Here is an 18,417-nt window from a genome sequence, read left to right on the forward strand (position 1 = left end):
TGCGCACCAACTTTATTTTGACGCGCTGCGGCGCGGGTTTGCGCAGGGATGAGGGAAGATTCGGTGCGAGGAGACGGCGGGGTTCTGCCGGTTGCGGCAAGGGGTGGCCTGCCGAGTCACGTTGATCTTGTGGGAGCGGGCTTGCTCGCGATTCTGGCGGCGCGATATGTCTGGCACACCGCAGCGATATCATCGCGAGCAAGCCCGCTCCCACAGATCAGCACTTACAGGCTCAAGCGTCCTTGCCCGGCTTAATAATGTCGTGCTCGCGCAGTTTGTTGGCGATGGTGGTATGGGACACCCCCAATCGCTTGCCCAGCAATCGGCTACTCGAGTGCTCGGAATACAGTTGCTCCAGCACCGCCTTTTCGAAACGCCCGACAATCTGCTCCAGGCCGCCCTCCAGCGAGAACTCGCCCAGGGGCTGGCGCACGCCGTAATCCGGCAGGCGGATATGCTCGGCCTTGACCACCCCGCCATCGCACAACGACACCGCCTGGAACAGCACGTTTTCCAGCTGGCGCACGTTACCCGGCCAATGGTAGTGGCTCAACCGATCCATTGCCGCTGGCGCCAGGCGCGGCAGCGAGCAACCAATCTGGCGACTGGCCTGATCGAGAAAATGCTCCACCAGCGGTTCCAGCCCGTCCAGGCAATCGCGCAGCGGCGGAATATGCAGCGATAGCACGTTGAGCCGGTGATACAGGTCCTGGCGAAACTCGCCACGGGCGCACAGCTCGGACAGGTCGACCTGAGTGGCGCACATCACCCGCACATCCAGATACACCTCTTCATCACTGCCAACCCGACGAAAGCAACCATCCTGCAAGAAGCGCAGCAATTTGACCTGCAAGCGCGGGCTCATTTCACCCACGCCATCGAGAAACAACGTACCTCCTGCTGTCAGCTCCAGCAGGCCGAGCTTGCCTTCCGCCCGCGCCCCTTCAAAGGCACCGGGGCCGTAGCCGAACAGTTCGGTTTCAGCCATCGACTCAGGTAAGCCGGCGCAGTTCAGCGCCATCAATGGCGACTGGCCACGAGGGCTGGCCAGATGGCAGGCCCGGGCCAGCAGCTCCTTGCCGGTGCCGGTTTCGCCTTCTATTAATAGCGGCGCATCCAGCGGTGCCATTCGCCGCGCTTCGCGCACCACCGCGGCCATGACTTTCGAGCTTTGGAAAATACTGTCGAAGCCGCGCAGCTCCTGCTTGCGCACATTGTAGATTTGCTCGCCCACACGGTCGGCGCGGTGCAGGGTCAGCACGGCCCCGGCCATCGCCTCGCTTTCGTCGTGTTCCAGTTGCAGCGGGGCGATATCGGCCAGGTACACCAGGCCCTTGATCTTGACCCGCAAGCCATTGATCCGCGACTTGTTGGCCCGCACCAGTTCGGGCAGGTCGAAGTCTTCGGCGTAGCGTGACAGGGAAATCCCCGGCACTTCATCCACCCGCACCCCAAGCAACTGTGCGGCGGCACGGTTGGCCGCAACAATGCAACCGCCCATATCGATAGACAGCACCGGAAATTCCAGCGCCCCGAGCAAGGCGTTAAGCTCCATATGCCGGCGCTCGCTGGGCATCAAGCCCACACGCTTGACGCCAAACACCCCGGGGATGGTTTCAAACTTCGGACGCAAGGCCTGAAATTGCAGATTAATCAGATTGGGGCAGTACAGATAAATCGCATTGCCCTGATCACCCCCGACCTCGCCGCGCTTGACGTTGATGCCGTAGGCCACCAGCAGATTGAGAATGTCGCGAAGGATGCCAATCCGGTTTTGGCAGTGGACTTTGATACGCATGGGCAGGGCTCGGGAATAACTAACAATGGATGTCCTATGTGGGAGCGAGCCTGCTCGCGAAGGCTCAAAGAGCGCCATTCGCGAGCAGGCTCGCTCCCACAGGGAGGTTTTCCGGCTTCAGAGGCATTTCATCGTCACGATTTTGTGACAGTTGTGCTGTCGCACAATCAAGAATGACAGCCTGCCCCTCACATCGTAACGAATACTTTACGAATAAGCGCCATCATCCCAGCATTACTGGCTTTAGGCTAGCTGCACATGACAATCACTTGAGGTATCACTAAGGCATCGCAACAACACCGAATAATAAAAACGATTTCCTTGCGGAGAGCCCCATGAAGCAAACGAAATACGTCGCCCGCGAGCCTGATGCCAATGGCTTTATCGACTACACACCTGCCGAGCACGGGGTGTGGAACACGCTGATTACCCGTCAGCTGAAACTGCTGGAAGGCCGCGCCTGCCCCGAGTACATGCAAGGCATCGAAAAGCTGGGCCTGCCCCACGACCGCATCCCGCAACTCGACGAGATCAATCAGGTACTGGGCGCCACCACGGGCTGGCAAGTTGCCCGGGTACCCGCACTGATCCCCTTCCAGACCTTCTTCGAGTTGCTGGCCAACAAGCAGTTTCCAGTGGCCACCTTTATTCGTACTCCCGAAGAACTCGATTACCTGCAAGAGCCGGATATTTTTCACGAAATCTTCGGCCACTGCCCGCTGCTGACCAACCCATGGTTCGCCGAATTCACCCACACCTACGGCAAGCTGGGCCTGCAGGCGAGCAAAGAACAACGGGTGTATCTGGCACGTCTGTACTGGATGACCATCGAGTTCGGCCTGGTCGACACGCCGGAAGGCAAACGCATTTACGGTGGCGGGATTCTGTCGTCGCCCAAAGAAACGGTTTACAGCCTGTCTTCAGAGCCGGAACATCAGGCTTTCGATCCGCTGGAAGCCATGCGTACGCCGTATCGCATCGATATTTTGCAGCCGCTGTATTTTGTCCTGCCGGACTTGAAGCGACTGTTTGACCTGGCCCATGAAGACATCATGGGTATGGTCGAAAAAGGCATGACAATGGGCCTGCACGCGCCGAAGTTCACGCCCAAGCCGAAAGCGGCTTAACCCTTTTTTAGTCATCTATAAAAACTGATTTCAGGAATCCACCATGAACGCACTGAACCAAGCCCACTGCGAAGCCTGCCGCGCCGATGCCCCACAGGTCAGCGACGAAGAACTGCCGATCCTGATCAAACAGATCCCGGACTGGAACATCGAAGTTCGCGACGGCATCATGCAGCTGGAAAAGGTCTTTCTGTTCAAGAACTTCAAATTCGCCCTGGCCTTTACCAATGCCGTGGGCGAGATCGCCGAAGCCGAAGGCCATCACCCGGGCCTGCTGACCGAATGGGGCTCGGTCACCGTGACCTGGTGGAGCCACTCGATCAAGGGCCTGCACCGCAACGACTTCATCATGGCCGCACGCACTGATGAAGTCGCCAAAACTGCCGAAGGTCGCAAGTAATGCACTTTGCCGATATTGGTCGGGTACCGGGCGACCCGATTCTCGGTTTGATGGACGCCTATCAACAGGATACCAATCCGGACAAGTTCGACCTGGGCGTGGGCGTCTATAAAGACGCCAATGGCCTGACGCCGATCCTGCAATCAGTAAAGTTGGCCGAGCAGCGCCTGGTCGATCAGCAACAGACCAAAACCTATATCGGCGGTCATGGTGACAGCCGATTCGGGCAACTGATCAGCGAACTGGTGCTGGGCGAAGACTCACCCCTGCTGGCCAGCAAGCGCGCTGCAGCGACCCAGACCCCGGGCGGTACCGGGGCCTTGCGCCTGAGCGCCGATTTTATCGCGCAATGCTTGCCGGGCCGTGGCATCTGGCTGAGCGATCCAACCTGGCCGATCCACGAAACCATCTTTGCCGCAGCCGGGCTGAAGATCAGTCACTACCCTTACGTGGGCAGCGATAACAAGCTCAATGTCGCGGCCATGCTCGAAGCCCTGGAACACGCGCCAAAAGGCGATGTAGTGCTGCTGCACGCCTGCTGCCACAACCCGACCGGCTTTGACCTGTCCCAGGCGGACTGGCTGCAGGTGCTGGACGTGGTCCGTCGTCGTGAATTGCTGCCTTTGATCGATTTTGCCTACCAGGGTTTTGGCGACGGAATGCAGGAAGACGCCTGGTCGACCCGCCTGTTCACCCGTGAACTGCCGGAAGTGCTGATCACCAGCTCGTGCTCGAAGAACTTCGGCCTGTACCGCGAACGCGTCGGTGCATTGATTGTGTGTGCCAATGACGCCGAAAAGCTGACCGACATCCGCAGCCAGTTGGCCTATATTGCGCGAAACTTGTGGTCCAACCCGCCGGATCACGGCGCGTCGGTGGTAGCAACCATCCTCGGCGATGCCCAGCTGAAAAGCGTGTGGATCGCAGAAGTGGAAGCCATGCGTAGCCGTATCGCGCAATTGCGTAGCGGTTTGGTGGAAGCCCTGATCCCGTTCGGGCTGGCGGAGCACTTTGCCCATATTAATGAGCAACGCGGGATGTTTTCGTACACTGGCCTGACCCAAGAGCAAGTCCAGCTGTTACGCGAGAAACACAGCGTGTACATGGTTGGTTCGGGGCGCGCCAATATGGCCGGGGTCGACGGCACGCGCCTGAGCCTGCTGGCCAAGGCGATTGCGCAGGTGTGCACACACTAGCCCCCCCACCCGTAGCAGCTGCCGAAGGAACGAGGCAGCTGCTACAGGGCTTTGCCTTTTGCAGCGACAGCTGCAATATGAAAAGTTCGATACAAATCCCCCCAGACGCAATAAAAAGACAAATTGTCACACTCCCTCCTGTATCCTTAGCAAGCTACTTAAAACACACCTTACGAGGAGCGCGACGATGCACGAGATCCCAAACCTCCCCTTCCCAAGCCTGCACGAAACCGAGCAGCCAACCCCGCAACACACCAGTGGCGAAAACCCCGCACTGGACGAGGCTTCTGAAAGCCTGCAGGCCGAAAGCGAAGACTGACGGCGCACAATCAGACGGTGCGAAAAGCATTCAGTTTTTCACACCGTCTGACACAATCGCCCCTTATTGCGGAATCAAGCGTGACTGACACCTTCAGCGATACCCAGGCCAGCGTTCTGATCGGCACCGCCGAGAAAATGATCGACCTCTGGGAGCGCCTCAGCCCCGAAAAACAAGCTCTCCTGCTCAAACGGTTCGGCACCCAGGAAAATGCACTGGCCGCTTTAATCGCGACGCAACTGGTTACACCACTATAATCTGCACCAACCCGCTCCCCGCAGGACCCCTACCCCATGCCTGAAACACAGCGCCCCATGGCAATCACGCTGCAAGTGGTTTCCATCGTCCTGTTTACCTTTATCGGCTATTTGAACATTGGCATTCCGCTGGCCGTACTGCCGGGTTACGTGCATAACCATCTCGGTTACGGCACGGTGATCGCCGGGCTGGTGATCAGCGTGCAATATTTGGCTACGCTGCTGAGCCGGCCTTACGCCAGCCGCTACATCGATACCCGGGGCAGCAAGCGCGCCGTGATGGTTGGCCTGGCCGGCTGCGGCCTGAGTGGCGTGTTTATGCTGGTGTCCAGCTGGCTGACGAGCATGCCGGCCTGGAGCCTGGCCAGCCTGTTGATCGGCCGGCTGGTGCTGGGCAGCGCGGAAAGCCTGGTGGGCTCCGGCTCCATCGGCTGGGGCATAGGCCGGGTCGGCGCACAGAACACGGCCAAGGTGATTTCCTGGAATGGCATCGCCAGTTACGGCGCCATTGCCATTGGCGCACCTCTGGGCGTGGTCATGGTCGGCCACCTGGGCATGTGGAGCCTGGGCGTAAGCATTATTGCCCTGGGAGCGCTGGGCGTACTGCTGGCCTGGCCAAAACTGGCAGCACCCATTGTCAGCGGCGTGCGCCTGCCGTTTCTGCATGTACTGGGACGAGTACTGCCCCACGGCACCGGGCTGGCCCTGGGCTCGATCGGCTTTGGCACCATCGCCACCTTTATCACCTTGTATTACGCGACCAACCACTGGGAAAACGCAGCGCTGTGCCTGAGCCTGTTTGGCGCCAGCTTTATCAGTGCGCGTTTGCTGTTTGGCAACCTGATCAACCGTATCGGCGGTTTTCGCGTGGCGATTGCCTGCCTGAGCGTCGAAACCCTGGGCTTGCTGCTGTTGTGGCTGGCGCCCAACCCGGAGTTGGCCCTGGCGGGCGCGGCCTTGAGCGGCTTTGGCTTTTCGCTGGTGTTCCCGGCGCTGGGGGTTGAGGCGGTCAACCTGGTGCCGGCCTCCAGCCGGGGGGCTGCGGTGGGTGCGTATTCGCTGTTTATCGACCTGTCGCTGGGCATCACCGGGCCGCTAGTGGGTGCCGTGGCGGCAGGGTTCGGCTTTGCTTCGATCTTTCTGTTTGCGGCGCTGGCGGCGCTTGGCGGGTTGATGCTGAGTGTTTATCTGTATCGTCAGGCGCAGAACGCAAGAGCGTCCTAGCTCGCGCTCAGGGTGATTAAACCTGTGGGAGCGGGCTTGCCCGCGATGCAGACGGAGTGGTGTGCCAGGTAAAGCACGGTGATGCCATCGCGGGCAAGCCCGCTCCCACAGGACTGCTGCTGCCCTCTAGAAATCCACCCTGCCCCGCCCCGCCTTGATGTTGCCGCGCTTGGTCTTGGATTCCAGCCGACGTTTTTTTGAGCCCAGGGTCGGCTTGGTCGGGCGGCGTTTTTTCTCCACTTTGGTGGCGCTGACGATCAACTCCGCCAGACGCTCCAGCGCATCAGCCCGATTCTGCTCCTGGGTGCGGTATTGCTGGGCTTTGATAATCAGCACGCCATCACTGGTGATGCGGCTGTCACGCAGCGCCAGCAGCCGCTCCTTGTAAAAATCCGGCAACGACGAATTGGGAATATCAAAGCGCAGGTGCATGGCGCTCGAAACCTTGTTGACGTTCTGCCCGCCCGCACCCTGGGCGCGAATGGCCGTCAGTTCGATCTCGGCATCAGGGATATGCACGTTGTTGGAAATCACCAGCATCAAAAAAGGGTCCGTGTTCAGAGCATCAAGGATACCCCACAAACAACAAACCCGGCGCAATGGCCGGGTTTGCAGGGTTAAACACAGCGTTTATTTGGCAGAGCTGTAAGCCGCTGCCTGCGCCTGTACCGCGCGCTTGTTCTTGATCACGAAGCACAGCCACATAAAGGCCACCCACACCGGAATCGCGTACACCGACACGCGAATCCCCGGGATCAACAGCATGATCACCAGGATAAACGCTACAAACGCCAGGCAGATGTAGTTGCCGTACGGATACCACAGCGCCTTGAACAGCGGGACTTGCGCGGTCTTGTCCATATGCTGGCGGAACTTGAAGTGCGAGTAGCTGATCATCGCCCAGTTGATCACCAGGGTCGCCACTACCAGGGACATCAGCAGTTCCAGCGCATCATGGGGCATCAGGTAGTTGAGCAGCACTGCAATGACCGTCACCGCCGCCGAGGCCAGGATCGAGTTGACCGGCACGCCGCGCTTGTCGATTTTGGCCAGCACTTTCGGCGCATCGCCCTGCTGCGCCATACCCAGCAACATGCGGCTGTTGCAGTAGGTGCCGCTGTTGTACACCGACAATGCTGCGGTCAAGACCACGAAGTTGAGGATGTGCGCAGCGGTGTTGCTGCCCAGCATCGAGAACACTTGCACGAACGGGCTGCTGCTGTAGCTGTCGCCACCGGCATTCAGGGTTTCAAGCAGCGAGTCCCACGGAGTCAACGACAGCAGAACTACCAGGGCACCGATATAGAAAATCAGGATGCGGTAGATCACCTGGTTGATCGCTTTCGGGATCACGGTGCGTGGTTTGTCGGCTTCAGCTGCGGTGAAACCGAGCATTTCCAGGCCGCCGAAGGAAAACATGATAAAGGCCATGGCCATGATCAGGCCGGTCGTCCCGTTCGGGAAGAAACCACCGTGTTCCCACAGGTTGCTGACCGAAGCCTGAGGGCCACCGCTGCCGCTGACCAGCAGGTAGCTGCCCAGGGCGATCATGCCGACAATTGCCACGACCTTGATGATCGCGAACCAGAACTCGGCTTCGCCAAACACTTTGACGTTGGTCAGGTTGATCAGGTTGATCAGCACGAAGAAGGCCGCTGCCGAGGCCCAGGTGGGGATCTCCGGCCACCAGTAGTGCACATATTTGCCGACGGCGGTCAGCTCCGACATGCCCACCAGGATGTACAGCACCCAGCAGTTCCAGCCCGACATAAAGCCGGCGAAACCGCCCCAGTATTTATGGGCAAAGTGGCTGAAAGAACCGGCAACCGGCTCTTCGACGATCATTTCACCGAGCTGGCGCATGATCATGAACGCGATAAAGCCGCAGATCGCATAGCCCAGAATCATCGATGGACCGGCCGACTTGAGCACCCCGGCCGAACCGAGAAACAGGCCAGTACCAATCGCGCCACCGAGGGCTATCAGCTGGATATGACGATTTTTCAGGCCGCGTTTAAGCTCGCCCGAATGCGAGGTATTTCCACTCATTGCAAAGGTCCCACACAAGGTTTGATGTGATTCAGTGCGTTGTAACTTGAGCACCAGAGGCAGTGATCGAAGGGTCTACAACACAAATCAAACCCCAGCGCAGGCGCCAGGAATCCAAGGTTGTTTCACGAGTCATGCGTCACCTGTTTGTTTTTATCTGTGACGGAATCGAACCCGCAACGCTTGTGGCATTGCGGAATTATCAAGGCGGATAGCCTTGAGGTTTTGGCCGTTCGGTGTAACGCCGAGCGGCGCAAAATGCGCGGGTACGCAATTGAGTCACAGTTAAAACGCGGCGCATTGTACACCCGCACGAAGGCAAGATCCCATCACACAGCCGATTGCAATACGAAACAAGCCGCAATTTATGTAGGAACTGTCCTAATTCTGTAAATCTCGGAAGGTTTTCATTACAAAGGGATGATTTCAGCGGTTTAGGGTCGGTAAGTGGCTGAATTCGTATAGGTTTATTGACATGGTGTAACGATTATTTGCCACGCGAATTACGACCCGTAGCAGCTGCCATCAGCATTTCGCAGACATAAAAAAACGCCAACCCCTGGGGGTTGGCGTTTTTTGTACCGCGCTTACCGCTTACCGCTTACTGCGGCTTGCGACGACCGAAGCCCGGGCGCTGGCCCGAACCTGCCGGGGCACCACGACGCTTGCCCGACGGCGCATCGTCAACCAGCTTTGGCCCGTTACGGGTTGGCTTGGTTGGACGCTTGTTGATTTCGCTCGGACGCTCGGCAACTGGCGCACCACGACCTGCTGGCACACGATCAGTACGGCCGGCAGGCTTGCGCGCCGGACGAGCCGATTCATCACGAGCCGGACGGCCCGGACGCTCGCCTTCGATATGCGGCTGGCGTGCCGGACGCGGCGCAACAGGTGCACCTTCAGCCGGGCGCAGCACGCGGGCAACACGGTCACCACGGGCCACAGGGCGCGAGGATTTGCGCTGCATGCGCTCAAGCTTGTCTTTGCTCTTGGCGTTCATCTCAGGCATGGCAACCGGCGTGAGGCCGACTTCAGCGCTGAGAATGTCCACTTCGAACTGGCTCATTTCGCGCCAGCGACCCATCGGCAGATCGGAGTTGAGGAACACCGGACCGAAACGTACGCGCTTCAGGCGGCTGACCACCAGGCCCTGGGATTCCCACAGACGACGCACTTCACGGTTACGGCCTTCCATCACCACGCAGTGGTACCAATGGTTGAAGCCTTCGCCGCCTGGCGCCTGCTTGATGTCGGTGAAACGCGCCGGACCGTCTTCCAGCACAACGCCGGCCTTGAGGCGGGCAATCATGTCGTCATCCACTTCGCCACGCACACGTACCGCGTATTCACGGTCCATTTCGTACGAAGGGTGCATCAAGCGGTTGGCCAGCTCACCGTCAGTGGTGAACATCAGCAAGCCGGTGGTGTTGATGTCCAGACGACCGATATTGATCCAACGGCCTTCTTTTGGACGCGGCAGTTTGTCGAACACGGTCGGACGGCCTTCAGGGTCGTCACGGGTGCAGATTTCGCCGTCGGGTTTGTTGTACATGATCACGCGGCGAACCGATTCGGCTGCCTCTTCACGCTTGATCACCTTGCCATCGATGGTGATGGCGTCGTGCAGGTCTACGCGCAGACCCAGGGTTGCATCCTTGCCATTGACCTTGATCCGGCCCTGGCTGATCCAGCTCTCTACGTCGCGACGCGAGCCAACGCCAATACGGGCGAGGACTTTTTGCAGTTTTTCGCCTGCAGGGCCAATTTCCTGGCCGTCTTTAGGGTCGAGATCTTTCATCTGGGCACCTCCCGGTGTGTCAATTCAGGCGAGCGCCTGAAGTGTTAAAAATGGGCCTTGGGGCTCTGCTGAGCCCCAGAGGGTCGCGAATCATACGCGGATATTGACCATTGCGCATCAAAGGCTAGTCACGAAGTGCGTGGCTCACTTGGTTTTCCGCCGGCCGGTGGCCTCAAGCGCCAGTAAACGCAGGGCGGATTCGGCCAGCACCGCACGTTTTTCGTCTTTGTCGAGTTTCTTCCAGGCCTTGATTTCACGCTTGGTCCGCCCGCAGCCCAGGCAAATGTCGTCAGTGAATTTGCAGACTCCGATGCAGGGGTCTTTGGTTGAACTCATGACAGCCCTCCGAAAATTGTGTGGGAGCGGGCTTGCTCGCGATGGCATCGCTGCGGTGTGCCTGACAGTCCGCGTCGTCTGCATCGCAGGCAAGCCAGCTCCCACGGGTCATGCATTGCCCGCAGAATCCGCGGCTTGCCAGGATCCTTAATGGGAGTGCATCAGTCTTCCTGCTCGCGGCGTTCCTGTTCGATGGCTTCGGCCAGGGCCTGAGCCTCAAGCTCTTCGTCGCTCAAGGCAGATCGCTGCTCAAGTGCAGCAACCGCAGCGCGCAATCGCTCGCGGGCCAACTCGGCCGCAGAGGGTTGCTGCGGTTGTGGTTGGGCTTCTATTTCCGGCTCGGACTCAGGCTCAGGCTCAGGCTCAGGCTCTAGAGCTTCAACTGGCGCAACGTCGCGCAGCAAATCATCAAAGTCAGTTTTAAGACCCTCCTCCATCGAGTCCAGTTCCGTCAGCAGGGTGCGGAAGCTGGTTTCGTCTTTCGGCTCTTCCGGCTCGGCGCTTTCGTCGGCCAGCGCCTGAAGATGCGCAGGCACCGGGGCATCGTCAAAATCGAGGATCGGATCCGGCTCCAGCTCGCGCAGCTCGGCCAGTGGCGGCAATTCATCGAGGCTCTTGAGGTTGAAGTGGTCAAGAAAGCCCTTGGTGGTGGCAAACATCGCGGGCTTGCCCGGCACGTCACGATAACCCACCACGCGAATCCACTCGCGCTCCAGCAGTGTCTTGACGATATGGCTGTTGACCGCCACACCGCGCACATCTTCGATCTCGCCACGGGTAATGGGCTGGCGATAAGCGATCAGCGCCATGGTCTCCAGCATGGCTCGCGAGTAACGTTGCGGGCGTTCTTCCCACAGACGTCCGACCCAGGGCGAGTACTTTTCGCGGATCTGCAGGCGATAGCCGGAGGCAACTTCTTTCAGTTCAAAGGCGCGGCCGTCGCAGGATTTGCGCAGCAGTTCCAGGGCCTTCTTGAAGACCGGCGGTTCCGGGCGCTCGCCCTCTTCAAACAGTTCGAACAGGCGCTCAAGGCTCTGCGGCTTTCCCGAGGCCAGCAGAAAGGCCTCAAGCAAGGGGGCCAGCTCGCGGGGTTCAGTCAAATTCATGGTTTCAGCTCTTTATTCGGCTCTTGCCCGCACATGGATCGGCGCGAAGGGTTCATTTTGTACCAACTCGATCAGCGACTCTTTGACCAGTTCAAGAATGGCCATAAAGGTCACGACTACACCCAACTTGCCTTCTTCAGCGGTAAACAGCTCGACAAAGGGCACAAAGCCACCCCCCTTGAGACGCTCAAGCACGTCGCTCATGCGTTCGCGGGTCGACAGGGCCTCACGGCTGACCTGATGACTTTCAAACATGTCGGTGCGGCGCAGCACTTCGGCCATCGACATCAGCAGCTCTTCGAGCGCCACTTCCGGTACCAGTTTGCGCGCCCGTGCTTCGGGGGCATCGAGCTTGGGCACATAGATCTCGCGCCCTACCCGGCTGAGCCCCTCAATGCCTTCAGCGGCAGCCTTGAAGCGCTCGTATTGCTGCAGGCGGCGAATCAGCTCGGCACGGGGGTCACCCTCGTCCTCCTCGATTTCGGCCGAACGCGGCAACAGCATCCGCGACTTGATCTCGGCCAGCATCGCGGCCATGACCAGATACTCGGCCGCCAGCTCCAGGCGCACGGTTTTCATCAGCTCGACATAACCCATGTACTGGCGGGTAATTTCCGCCACCGGAATGTCGAGAATGTCGATATTTTGCTTGCGGATCAGGTACAGCAGCAGGTCGAGCGGGCCTTCAAAAGCATCAAGAAACACCTCCAGTGCATCCGGGGGAATATACAGGTCTTGCGGCATTTCGATGACCGCCTGGCCATAGACCATGGCCAGAGACAGTTCTTGCTGGGCACCGGCCCGGGCCTCAGGTGCTTCTACGTCAGACATCAGGCCTCGACCATAAAGGGTTGAGGATCACCGCAGCCCACCCGCACGATCTCGGGGTCACCACTGTCCACCAGGCTGATGACAGTGGAGGCCTTGTTGCCGCCAAAACCGCCGTCAATGATCAGGTCGACCTGTTTTTCCAGGGCATCACGGATTTCATACGGGTCTTCCATCGGCTCGCTCTCGCCCGGCAGGATCAGGGTCACGCTCATCAGCGGTTCGCCCAGTTCTTCAAGCAATGCCAGCGCAATCGGATGGCTCGGTACGCGCAGGCCAATGGTACGGCGTTTAGGGTGCAGCAGCAGGCGCGGCACTTCGCGGGTGGCATTGAGGATAAAGGTGTACGGCCCCGGCGTATGCGCCTTGAGCAGACGGAAGATGCCGGTATCCACCTTGGCAAACAGCCCCAGCTGCGACAGGTCACAGCACATCAGGGTGAAGTTGTGCTTGTCGTCCAGGTTGCGCAGGCGCTTGATCCGCTCGATCGCACCCTTGTCGCCCATCTGGCAACCCACGGCGTAGGACGAGTCGGTGGGATAAATCACTACCCCACCCTTCTTGATGATTTCAACGGCCTGTTTGATCAGACGCGGTTGTGGGTTTTCCGGATGAATCTGGAAAAATTGACTCACAGTGTTTACCTGTTCAGACGTTGGCAGTGGGTTTGTCATATTTGAATCGACACCACAATGGCGGCAAGTCTTCCGGAAGCGGACGGTATTCGCCGATCTCGGACCACCCTCCTGGACCATGAAAATCACTGCCGGCACTGACCAGCAGACCGAACTCACGCGCAAGGATCGCCAGGCTGCCAACCTGATCGGCCGGCTGGTACCCGTTGACCACTTCAATCGCGTGACCCCCAGCTTGAATATAGTCGCCAATCAGCCGTCGGCGCTTGCTGCGGGTAAAATCGTAGTGCGAGGGGTGCGCCAGACTGACCCAGGCGCCTGCTGCGCGCAGGGTGGCGACGGTGTCTTCCAGGGTCGGCCAGTGCAGCTTGACGTCCCCCAGCTTGCCGGCCCCCAGCCATTTGCGGAAGGCTTCGGCGCGATCCTTGACGTAACCGGCCTCGACCAGAAAATCGGCAAAATGCGGACGGGCCGGGGCGTTGCCGCTGTCACCCAGGGCTTGCTGGATACCCCGTGCGCCTTCAAGCGCACCAGGCATACCCTTGAGCGCCAGCTTGCGACTGATCTCTTCGGCGCGCAGCCAGCGGCCATCGTGCAATTTGGCAATGGCCTCGACCAGCGCCGGGGCGTTGACATCGAAACCGTAGCCGAGCACATGAATCGTCGCCCCGCCCCAGGTGCAGGACAACTCCACGCCGTTGACCAATGTCATGCCCAGCGCCTGCGCCGCCGCGCGGGCTTCGTCGAGGCCTTCAAGTGTATCGTGATCGGTCAGGGCCAGGACTCGCACACCTTTCTCGAACGCACGCGCGACCAGTACCGCAGGCGCCAAGGCGCCATCGGATGCCGTGCTATGGCAATGCAAGTCAATTTCCACGGGGATTTAATAACCTCTAGCTGACGCTTTCGCTGTCATTGATGTTTGTTATTATGCCGCCACATCCTGCTTCTGGCTGCCACTGTGAAACAATTCATCGACTTCATCCCGCTGTTACTGTTTTTCATCGTTTACAAAATCGAACCGCGCATCGTCGAAATCGGCGGGCACAGCCTGTCGGTCGGCGGTATCTACAGCGCTACCGCCATGCTGATAATCAGTTCGCTGGTGGTGTATGGCGCGCTGTTTATCAAGCAACGCAAACTCGAAAAAAGCCAATGGCTGACCCTGATCGCCTGCCTGGTATTCGGCAGCCTGACTCTGGCCTTCCACAGCGAAACCTTCCTTAAATGGAAAGCCCCGGTGGTCAACTGGCTGTTTGCCCTGGCGTTTGCCGGCAGCCACTTTATCGGCGACAAGGTCCTGATCAAGCGCATGATGGGCCACGCCCTGAGCCTGCCAGATGCCATCTGGACCCGCCTGAACGTGGCCTGGATCGGGTTTTTCCTGTTCTGCGGCGCGGCCAACCTGTTCGTGGCATTCACTTACCAAAGCATCTGGGTCGACTTCAAAGTGTTCGGCAGCCTGGGCATGACTGTGTTGTTCCTGATCGCCCAGGGCATTTACCTGTCGCGCCATCTGCATGACACCGACCCGACTGATACCACCCCCAAGACCAAGGACTGACATGCTCTACGCCATCATTGCAACAGACGTCGCCAATTCCCTCGAAGCTCGCCTGGCTGCCCGCCCTGCGCACCTTGAGCGCTTGCAACAACTGAAAGCCGAAGGCCGCATCGTACTGGCCGGCCCGCACCCGGCCATCGACAGCAATGACCCTGGCGCTGCCGGTTTTAGCGGCAGCCTGATCGTGGCCGAGTTCGAATCCCTGAACGCTGCCCAGGCCTGGGCCGAAGCCGACCCTTACGTTGCCGCTGGCGTATATGCCAATGTCAGCGTCAAGCCGTTCAAGCAAGTCCTGCCGTAACCTGTATCTTTACCGGCAGCCGGCGCAAACAGCACCGGCACCGGTCAAATCGAGTAAGTCATGAGCGACCTGTTACTGATAGATGATGACCAGGAGCTGTGTGAGCTGCTGGTCAGTTGGCTGAGCCAGGAAGGCTTTCAGGTTCGCGCATGCCACGACGGTGCCAGCGCCCGCAAGGCGCTGGCAGAGTCCAGCCCCGATGCCGTGGTGCTGGATGTCATGCTCCCCGACGGCAGCGGCCTTGAGCTGCTCAAGCAATTGCGCAACGACCACCCTGATCTGCCGGTGCTGATGCTTTCGGCCCGAGGCGAACCGCTGGACCGCATCCTGGGCCTGGAGCTGGGCGCCGATGACTACCTGGCCAAGCCTTGCGACCCTCGCGAGCTGACAGCCCGCCTGCGCGCCGTATTGCGCCGCAGCCACCCGGCGGCGGTGTCCAGCCAGATGGAGCTGGGCGACCTGTGTTTCAGCCCGATGCGCGGCGTGGTCACCATCGACCAGCGCGACATTACCCTGACCGTGTCTGAAAGCCGCATCCTTGAAGCCCTGCTGCGCCAACCGGGTGAGCCGCTGGACAAACAGGAACTGGCGCAGATCGCCCTGGGCCGCAAGCTGACCCTGTACGACCGCAGCCTGGACATGCATATCAGCAACCTGCGCAAAAAGATCGGCCCGCACCCGGATGGCAGCCCGCGCATCGTGGCACTGCGCAGCCGCGGGTATTTCTACAGCGTCTGAGAAAAGCGCCCTCACCCTGTGTAAATCCCCGGCAAAACCGTCTTTACCAAAGCTTTACCCACGGTTGACAGCGATTGACCTTGATCTCCCTAAACTGGGCGCATCCGGAACAACCGGAATCCAAATTCAAAGGAGACACACCATGCGTAAGACTCTAATTGCTTTGATGTTTGCTGCAGCACTGCCAACCGTCGCAATGGCCATGCCTGGTGGTGACGGCCAGATGGGCCCTCGTCACGGCGGCGAGCACCACGGTCGCGGCGACGCCCCTTACAGCCAGCTGGACCTCACCCGCGAGCAGCGCCAGCAGATCGGCAAGCTGATGGGCGAGCAAATGCATGATCGCAAGCAACTGGTCGAGAAGTACCTGGAAAAACTGCCAGCCGCCGACCAGAAAGCCCTGAAAGACGAGATGAAGGCCAAGCACGACAAAACCCAGAGCGATATTCGCGCCTTGCTCAAGCCTGATCAGCAAAAACGCTTCGACGAGATGCAAAAGAAACGCGCCGAGCGTCAAGCCGAGATGAAAGAGTTTAAGGACTGGAAAGCACAGCAAGCGCCAAAAGCGCAATAATCTGTCTGCCCACCAAGCCCAACGGCTCACGCCGTTGGGCTTTGGTCGTTTCAATCAATGACTTGTGAGGAATTACCGTGCGATCACTGTTTTGGCGCATTCTGGCCAGCTTCTGGCTGGCGATTGCCCTGGTCGCAGGGTTGTCGATCCTGCTGGGGCATATGCTCAATCAGGACGCATGGATTCTCAGCCGTCATCCCGGGATCGCCAATCTGGCGCAACAGTGGACCGAGCGTTACGAAACTCAGGGCGCCGATGCGGCGCAGGATTTCCTTGAACGGCGCAAGCGCCGTTATCACATCGACGTGCAAGTGCTCAACGAAAGTGGCGACCCGCTGGTACGTGGCACCTTCCCGCGTCGGGCAGCCGCCTGGGAAGCCCGCCAGAATCCGGGCACAGAACAGTTGCCATGGCGTCGCCTGACCGTCGAATACACCAGCCCGAAAACCGCCGAAACCTATTTGCTGATTTACCGCATTCCGCACCCGGAACTAGATGCCTGGCACCGCCAGAGCCTGATCTGGCCCCTGAGCGCACTGGGGATAGCGCTGGTGGTGCTGACGCTGTTCAGCCTGATGGTGACGCTCTCGATTACCCGCCCGCTCAAGCGTCTGCGCGTTGCCGTGCATGACCTTGGGCAAACCACTTACCAACAGAACAGCCTGGCGCAGTTGGCGTCGCGACGTGATGAATTTGGCGTGCTGGCCACCGACTTCAACCGCATGGGTGCCCGCCTGCAAAGCCTGATCGGCAGCCAGCGCCAACTGCTGCGTGATGTGTCCCACGAGCTGCGCTCGCCCCTGGCCCGGCTCAAGATCGCTCTGGCCCTGGCTGAACGCGCCGGGCCTGAAGAACGTGAAAAACTGTGGCCACGCCTGACCCGCGAGTGCGACCGGCTGGAATCGTTGATCAGCGAGATTCTGACCCTGGCCCGAGTCGATGCCGATCAGGCCAGCGCCGAGCAGGTCGACCTCAATGCACTGCTCAACACCGTACAAAAAGACGCCTCGCTGGCGGCTCCCGAGCAGTCCGTACTGCTGCAAGCCGAACAGGGGTTGGGCCTCAACGGCTGGCCAACGATGATCGAGCGCGCCGTGGATAACCTGTTGCGCAACGCGCAGCGCTTCAACCCGCCTGGCCAGCCGATTGAACTGAGTGCGGAGCGCGAAGGCGAACACATCACCATCAAGGTTCGCGACCATGGCCCGGGGGTCGCTGAAGAGTACCTGGCGCAATTGGGTGAGCCGTTTTTCCGCGCACCGGGCCAGACAGCGGCCGGCCACGGGCTGGGATTGGCCATTGCGCGACGGGCGGCGGAACGCCATGGCGGGCGGCTGATGCTGGGCAATCACCCGGATGGCGGATTTGTTGCCACCCTGGAGTTACCGCTGAAACCGGACGGTAACCTGTAAAGGTTTCGCAGCAATTTGATCGCGTAGCAGCTGCCGTAGGAACGAGGCTGCGTCCGATTGCAAAGCAATCGTAAAATCAGAATCCGCGGTTTAACTGAATAATCGCGTGCGCTGATTTTGCGGTGGCTACGCCGCCGAACGCAGCCTTGTTCCTTCGGCAGCTGCTACGGATATTGGTACAGGGCTACTTAACCGACCACGCCTGCACAAACTCGGCGCTGTCCACCTTGGGCGCAACGCGCAACTCGTTCTGCGGCGTGCCCAAATACAGGAACGCCACCACTTCCTCGCCCTCACCCAGCCCCAAACCCTTGGCCACATGCGGTGCATACGACAACTCGCCGGTGCGCCATACCGCGCCAATGCCCTGGGCATAAGCTGCCAGCTCAATGGCATGGGCCGCACAGCCCGCGGTAATCAGCTGTTCAGCCTTCGGCACCTTGAAGTGATCCTGCAAACGGGCAATCACTACCACCACCAAAGGGGCGCGCAAAGGCATGGCGCGAGCCTTGTCCAGGGCGGCCTGGGTCACTTCGCCACCTTGGGCCAGCACGGCCTCGGCGAGGATTTCACCCAGTTGATTGCGCGCAGCGCCTTCAACCGTCAAAAACCGGTAAGGACGCAACTGACCGTGGTCCGGCGCACGCAAGGCGGCGGCGAAAAGTACTTCACGTTGCTCAGCCGTTGGCGCCGGATCGAGCAGGCGCGGGGCAGAAACACGGTTGAGCAAAGCGTCGAGAGCCTCCATTGGCCAC

At 59.6% G+C, this 18,417-nt stretch carries 21 protein-coding genes; 11 read left to right on the plus strand and 10 right to left on the minus strand.

The features are described from left to right. Positions 1-232: 232 nt before the first annotated feature. Positions 233-1,798 (minus strand): sigma-54-dependent transcriptional regulator, encoded by a 1,566-nt coding sequence (locus V6L81_RS18725; protein ID WP_338660260.1) that lies wholly within the window; start codon positions 1,796-1,798, stop codon positions 233-235. 335 nt (positions 1,799-2,133) lie between these two features. On the opposite strand from V6L81_RS18725, the gene phhA reads away from it, so the two are divergent. From phhA to V6L81_RS18755, 6 genes are all read left to right on the plus strand, one after another. Beyond that, positions 2,134-2,925 carry a phenylalanine 4-monooxygenase gene (gene phhA, locus V6L81_RS18730; RefSeq protein ID WP_095002631.1) on the plus strand — a complete coding sequence of 264 codons (792 nt, stop codon included), beginning with the start codon at positions 2,134-2,136 and terminating at the stop codon, positions 2,923-2,925. Positions 2,926-2,968: 43 nt separating this feature from the next. After that, positions 2,969-3,325 carry a 4a-hydroxytetrahydrobiopterin dehydratase gene (locus V6L81_RS18735; RefSeq protein WP_016781595.1) on the plus strand — a complete coding sequence of 119 codons (357 nt, stop codon included), beginning with the start codon at positions 2,969-2,971 and terminating at the stop codon, positions 3,323-3,325. After that, entirely contained in the window at positions 3,325-4,521 is a 1,197-nt protein-coding gene (locus tag V6L81_RS18740; RefSeq protein ID WP_095002632.1) for an amino acid aminotransferase, read from the plus strand. Before V6L81_RS18735 ends, V6L81_RS18740 begins: the two co-directional genes overlap by 1 nt. 187 nt (positions 4,522-4,708) lie before the next feature. Continuing rightward, the gene (locus V6L81_RS18745; protein ID WP_254925257.1) at positions 4,709-4,840 is read left to right on the plus strand and encodes a hypothetical protein; all 132 of its coding nucleotides are present in this window, start codon (positions 4,709-4,711) and stop codon (positions 4,838-4,840) included. A gap of 80 nt (positions 4,841-4,920) precedes the next feature. Then, the gene (locus V6L81_RS18750) at positions 4,921-5,097 is read left to right on the plus strand and encodes a hypothetical protein (RefSeq protein WP_095002633.1); all 177 of its coding nucleotides are present in this window, start codon (positions 4,921-4,923) and stop codon (positions 5,095-5,097) included. Between the two features lie 36 nt (positions 5,098-5,133). Then, on the plus strand, positions 5,134-6,321 hold the full coding sequence (locus V6L81_RS18755; protein WP_095002634.1) for an MFS transporter: 1,188 nt from the start codon (positions 5,134-5,136) through the stop codon (positions 6,319-6,321). Between the two features lie 126 nt (positions 6,322-6,447). Here the strand turns inward: V6L81_RS18755 and arfB are convergent, their stop codons facing one another. The 8 genes from arfB to V6L81_RS18795 all read right to left on the minus strand — a co-directional run bounded on the left by arfB (position 6,448) and on the right by V6L81_RS18795 (position 13,950). Next, positions 6,448-6,861, minus strand: coding sequence for an alternative ribosome rescue aminoacyl-tRNA hydrolase ArfB (gene arfB, locus V6L81_RS18760; protein WP_086799653.1), 414 nt, complete (start codon positions 6,859-6,861; stop codon positions 6,448-6,450). Between the two features lie 90 nt (positions 6,862-6,951). Then, positions 6,952-8,370: an amino acid permease gene (locus tag V6L81_RS18765; RefSeq protein WP_095002635.1), complete on the minus strand. Its 1,419-nt coding sequence runs from the start codon at positions 8,368-8,370 to the stop codon at positions 6,952-6,954. A gap of 601 nt (positions 8,371-8,971) precedes the next feature. Further along, positions 8,972-10,168, minus strand: coding sequence for a 23S rRNA pseudouridine(2605) synthase RluB (gene rluB, locus V6L81_RS18770; protein ID WP_088377744.1), 1,197 nt, complete (start codon positions 10,166-10,168; stop codon positions 8,972-8,974). 144 nt (positions 10,169-10,312) lie between these two features. Continuing rightward, the gene (locus V6L81_RS18775) at positions 10,313-10,504 is read right to left on the minus strand and encodes a DUF1289 domain-containing protein (protein WP_095018927.1); all 192 of its coding nucleotides are present in this window, start codon (positions 10,502-10,504) and stop codon (positions 10,313-10,315) included. A gap of 161 nt (positions 10,505-10,665) precedes the next feature. Continuing rightward, positions 10,666-11,610: an SMC-Scp complex subunit ScpB gene (scpB, locus tag V6L81_RS18780; RefSeq protein ID WP_095002637.1), complete on the minus strand. Its 945-nt coding sequence runs from the start codon at positions 11,608-11,610 to the stop codon at positions 10,666-10,668. A 12-nt stretch (positions 11,611-11,622) separates the two neighbouring features. Further along, positions 11,623-12,321 carry a ScpA family protein gene (locus tag V6L81_RS18785; RefSeq protein WP_179291765.1) on the minus strand — a complete coding sequence of 233 codons (699 nt, stop codon included), beginning with the start codon at positions 12,319-12,321 and terminating at the stop codon, positions 11,623-11,625. 119 nt (positions 12,322-12,440) lie between these two features. Continuing rightward, positions 12,441-13,073, minus strand: coding sequence for an L-threonylcarbamoyladenylate synthase (locus V6L81_RS18790; protein WP_088377747.1), 633 nt, complete (start codon positions 13,071-13,073; stop codon positions 12,441-12,443). A gap of 13 nt (positions 13,074-13,086) precedes the next feature. Beyond that, entirely contained in the window at positions 13,087-13,950 is an 864-nt protein-coding gene (locus V6L81_RS18795; RefSeq protein ID WP_095025656.1) for a PHP domain-containing protein, read from the minus strand. Positions 13,951-14,034: 84 nt separating this feature from the next. Here V6L81_RS18795 and V6L81_RS18800 point away from each other — a divergent pair, with 84 nt between their 5' ends. From V6L81_RS18800 to V6L81_RS18820, 5 genes are all read left to right on the plus strand, one after another. Next, complete coding sequence (locus V6L81_RS18800) at positions 14,035-14,637, plus strand: septation protein A (RefSeq protein ID WP_095002641.1); 603 nt, start codon at positions 14,035-14,037, stop codon at positions 14,635-14,637. 1 nt (position 14,638) lies between these two features. Beyond that, the gene (locus V6L81_RS18805; RefSeq protein ID WP_095002642.1) at positions 14,639-14,938 is read left to right on the plus strand and encodes a YciI family protein; all 300 of its coding nucleotides are present in this window, start codon (positions 14,639-14,641) and stop codon (positions 14,936-14,938) included. 60 nt (positions 14,939-14,998) lie between these two features. After that, on the plus strand, positions 14,999-15,676 hold the full coding sequence (locus V6L81_RS18810) for a response regulator transcription factor (RefSeq protein ID WP_095002643.1): 678 nt from the start codon (positions 14,999-15,001) through the stop codon (positions 15,674-15,676). Between the two features lie 142 nt (positions 15,677-15,818). Continuing rightward, on the plus strand, positions 15,819-16,250 hold the full coding sequence (locus V6L81_RS18815) for a Spy/CpxP family protein refolding chaperone (RefSeq protein WP_095002644.1): 432 nt from the start codon (positions 15,819-15,821) through the stop codon (positions 16,248-16,250). 77 nt (positions 16,251-16,327) lie between these two features. Next, positions 16,328-17,662: a HAMP domain-containing sensor histidine kinase gene (locus tag V6L81_RS18820; protein WP_337859640.1), complete on the plus strand. Its 1,335-nt coding sequence runs from the start codon at positions 16,328-16,330 to the stop codon at positions 17,660-17,662. Positions 17,663-17,846: 184 nt separating this feature from the next. Here V6L81_RS18820 and V6L81_RS18825 read toward each other — a convergent pair whose 3' ends face one another. Then, positions 17,847-18,410, minus strand: coding sequence for a nitroreductase family protein (locus tag V6L81_RS18825; protein ID WP_095002646.1), 564 nt, complete (start codon positions 18,408-18,410; stop codon positions 17,847-17,849). Positions 18,411-18,417: the final 7 nt, after the last annotated feature.

Source organism: Pseudomonas bubulae, assembly GCF_037023725.1.
GTDB classification, from domain to species: Bacteria; Pseudomonadota; Gammaproteobacteria; order Pseudomonadales; family Pseudomonadaceae; genus Aquipseudomonas; species Aquipseudomonas bubulae.

Bases quoted from the DNA above. Each gene is read 5' to 3' on its own strand.
- V6L81_RS18745 (WP_254925257.1), top strand. From the start codon at position 4,709: ATGCACGAGATCCCAAACCTCCCCTTCCCAAGCCTGCACGAAACCGAG.
- V6L81_RS18810 (WP_095002643.1), top strand. From the start codon at position 14,999: ATGAGCGACCTGTTACTGATAGATGATGACCAGGAGCTGTGTGAGCTG.
- V6L81_RS18825 (WP_095002646.1), bottom strand. From the start codon at position 18,410: ATGGAGGCTCTCGACGCTTTGCTCAACCGTGTTTCTGCCCCGCGCCTG.
- arfB (WP_086799653.1), bottom strand. From the start codon at position 6,861: ATGCTGGTGATTTCCAACAACGTGCATATCCCTGATGCCGAGATCGAA.
- V6L81_RS18735 (WP_016781595.1), top strand. From the start codon at position 2,969: ATGAACGCACTGAACCAAGCCCACTGCGAAGCCTGCCGCGCCGATGCC.
- V6L81_RS18775 (WP_095018927.1), bottom strand. From the start codon at position 10,504: ATGAGTTCAACCAAAGACCCCTGCATCGGAGTCTGCAAATTCACTGAC.
- V6L81_RS18755 (WP_095002634.1), top strand. From the start codon at position 5,134: ATGCCTGAAACACAGCGCCCCATGGCAATCACGCTGCAAGTGGTTTCC.
- V6L81_RS18805 (WP_095002642.1), top strand. From the start codon at position 14,639: ATGCTCTACGCCATCATTGCAACAGACGTCGCCAATTCCCTCGAAGCT.
- V6L81_RS18815 (WP_095002644.1), top strand. From the start codon at position 15,819: ATGCGTAAGACTCTAATTGCTTTGATGTTTGCTGCAGCACTGCCAACC.
- rluB (WP_088377744.1), bottom strand. From the start codon at position 10,168: ATGAAAGATCTCGACCCTAAAGACGGCCAGGAAATTGGCCCTGCAGGC.
- V6L81_RS18725 (WP_338660260.1), bottom strand. From the start codon at position 1,798: ATGCGTATCAAAGTCCACTGCCAAAACCGGATTGGCATCCTTCGCGAC.
- scpB (WP_095002637.1), bottom strand. From the start codon at position 11,610: ATGAATTTGACTGAACCCCGCGAGCTGGCCCCCTTGCTTGAGGCCTTT.
- V6L81_RS18765 (WP_095002635.1), bottom strand. From the start codon at position 8,370: ATGAGTGGAAATACCTCGCATTCGGGCGAGCTTAAACGCGGCCTGAAA.
- V6L81_RS18740 (WP_095002632.1), top strand. From the start codon at position 3,325: ATGCACTTTGCCGATATTGGTCGGGTACCGGGCGACCCGATTCTCGGT.
- phhA (WP_095002631.1), top strand. From the start codon at position 2,134: ATGAAGCAAACGAAATACGTCGCCCGCGAGCCTGATGCCAATGGCTTT.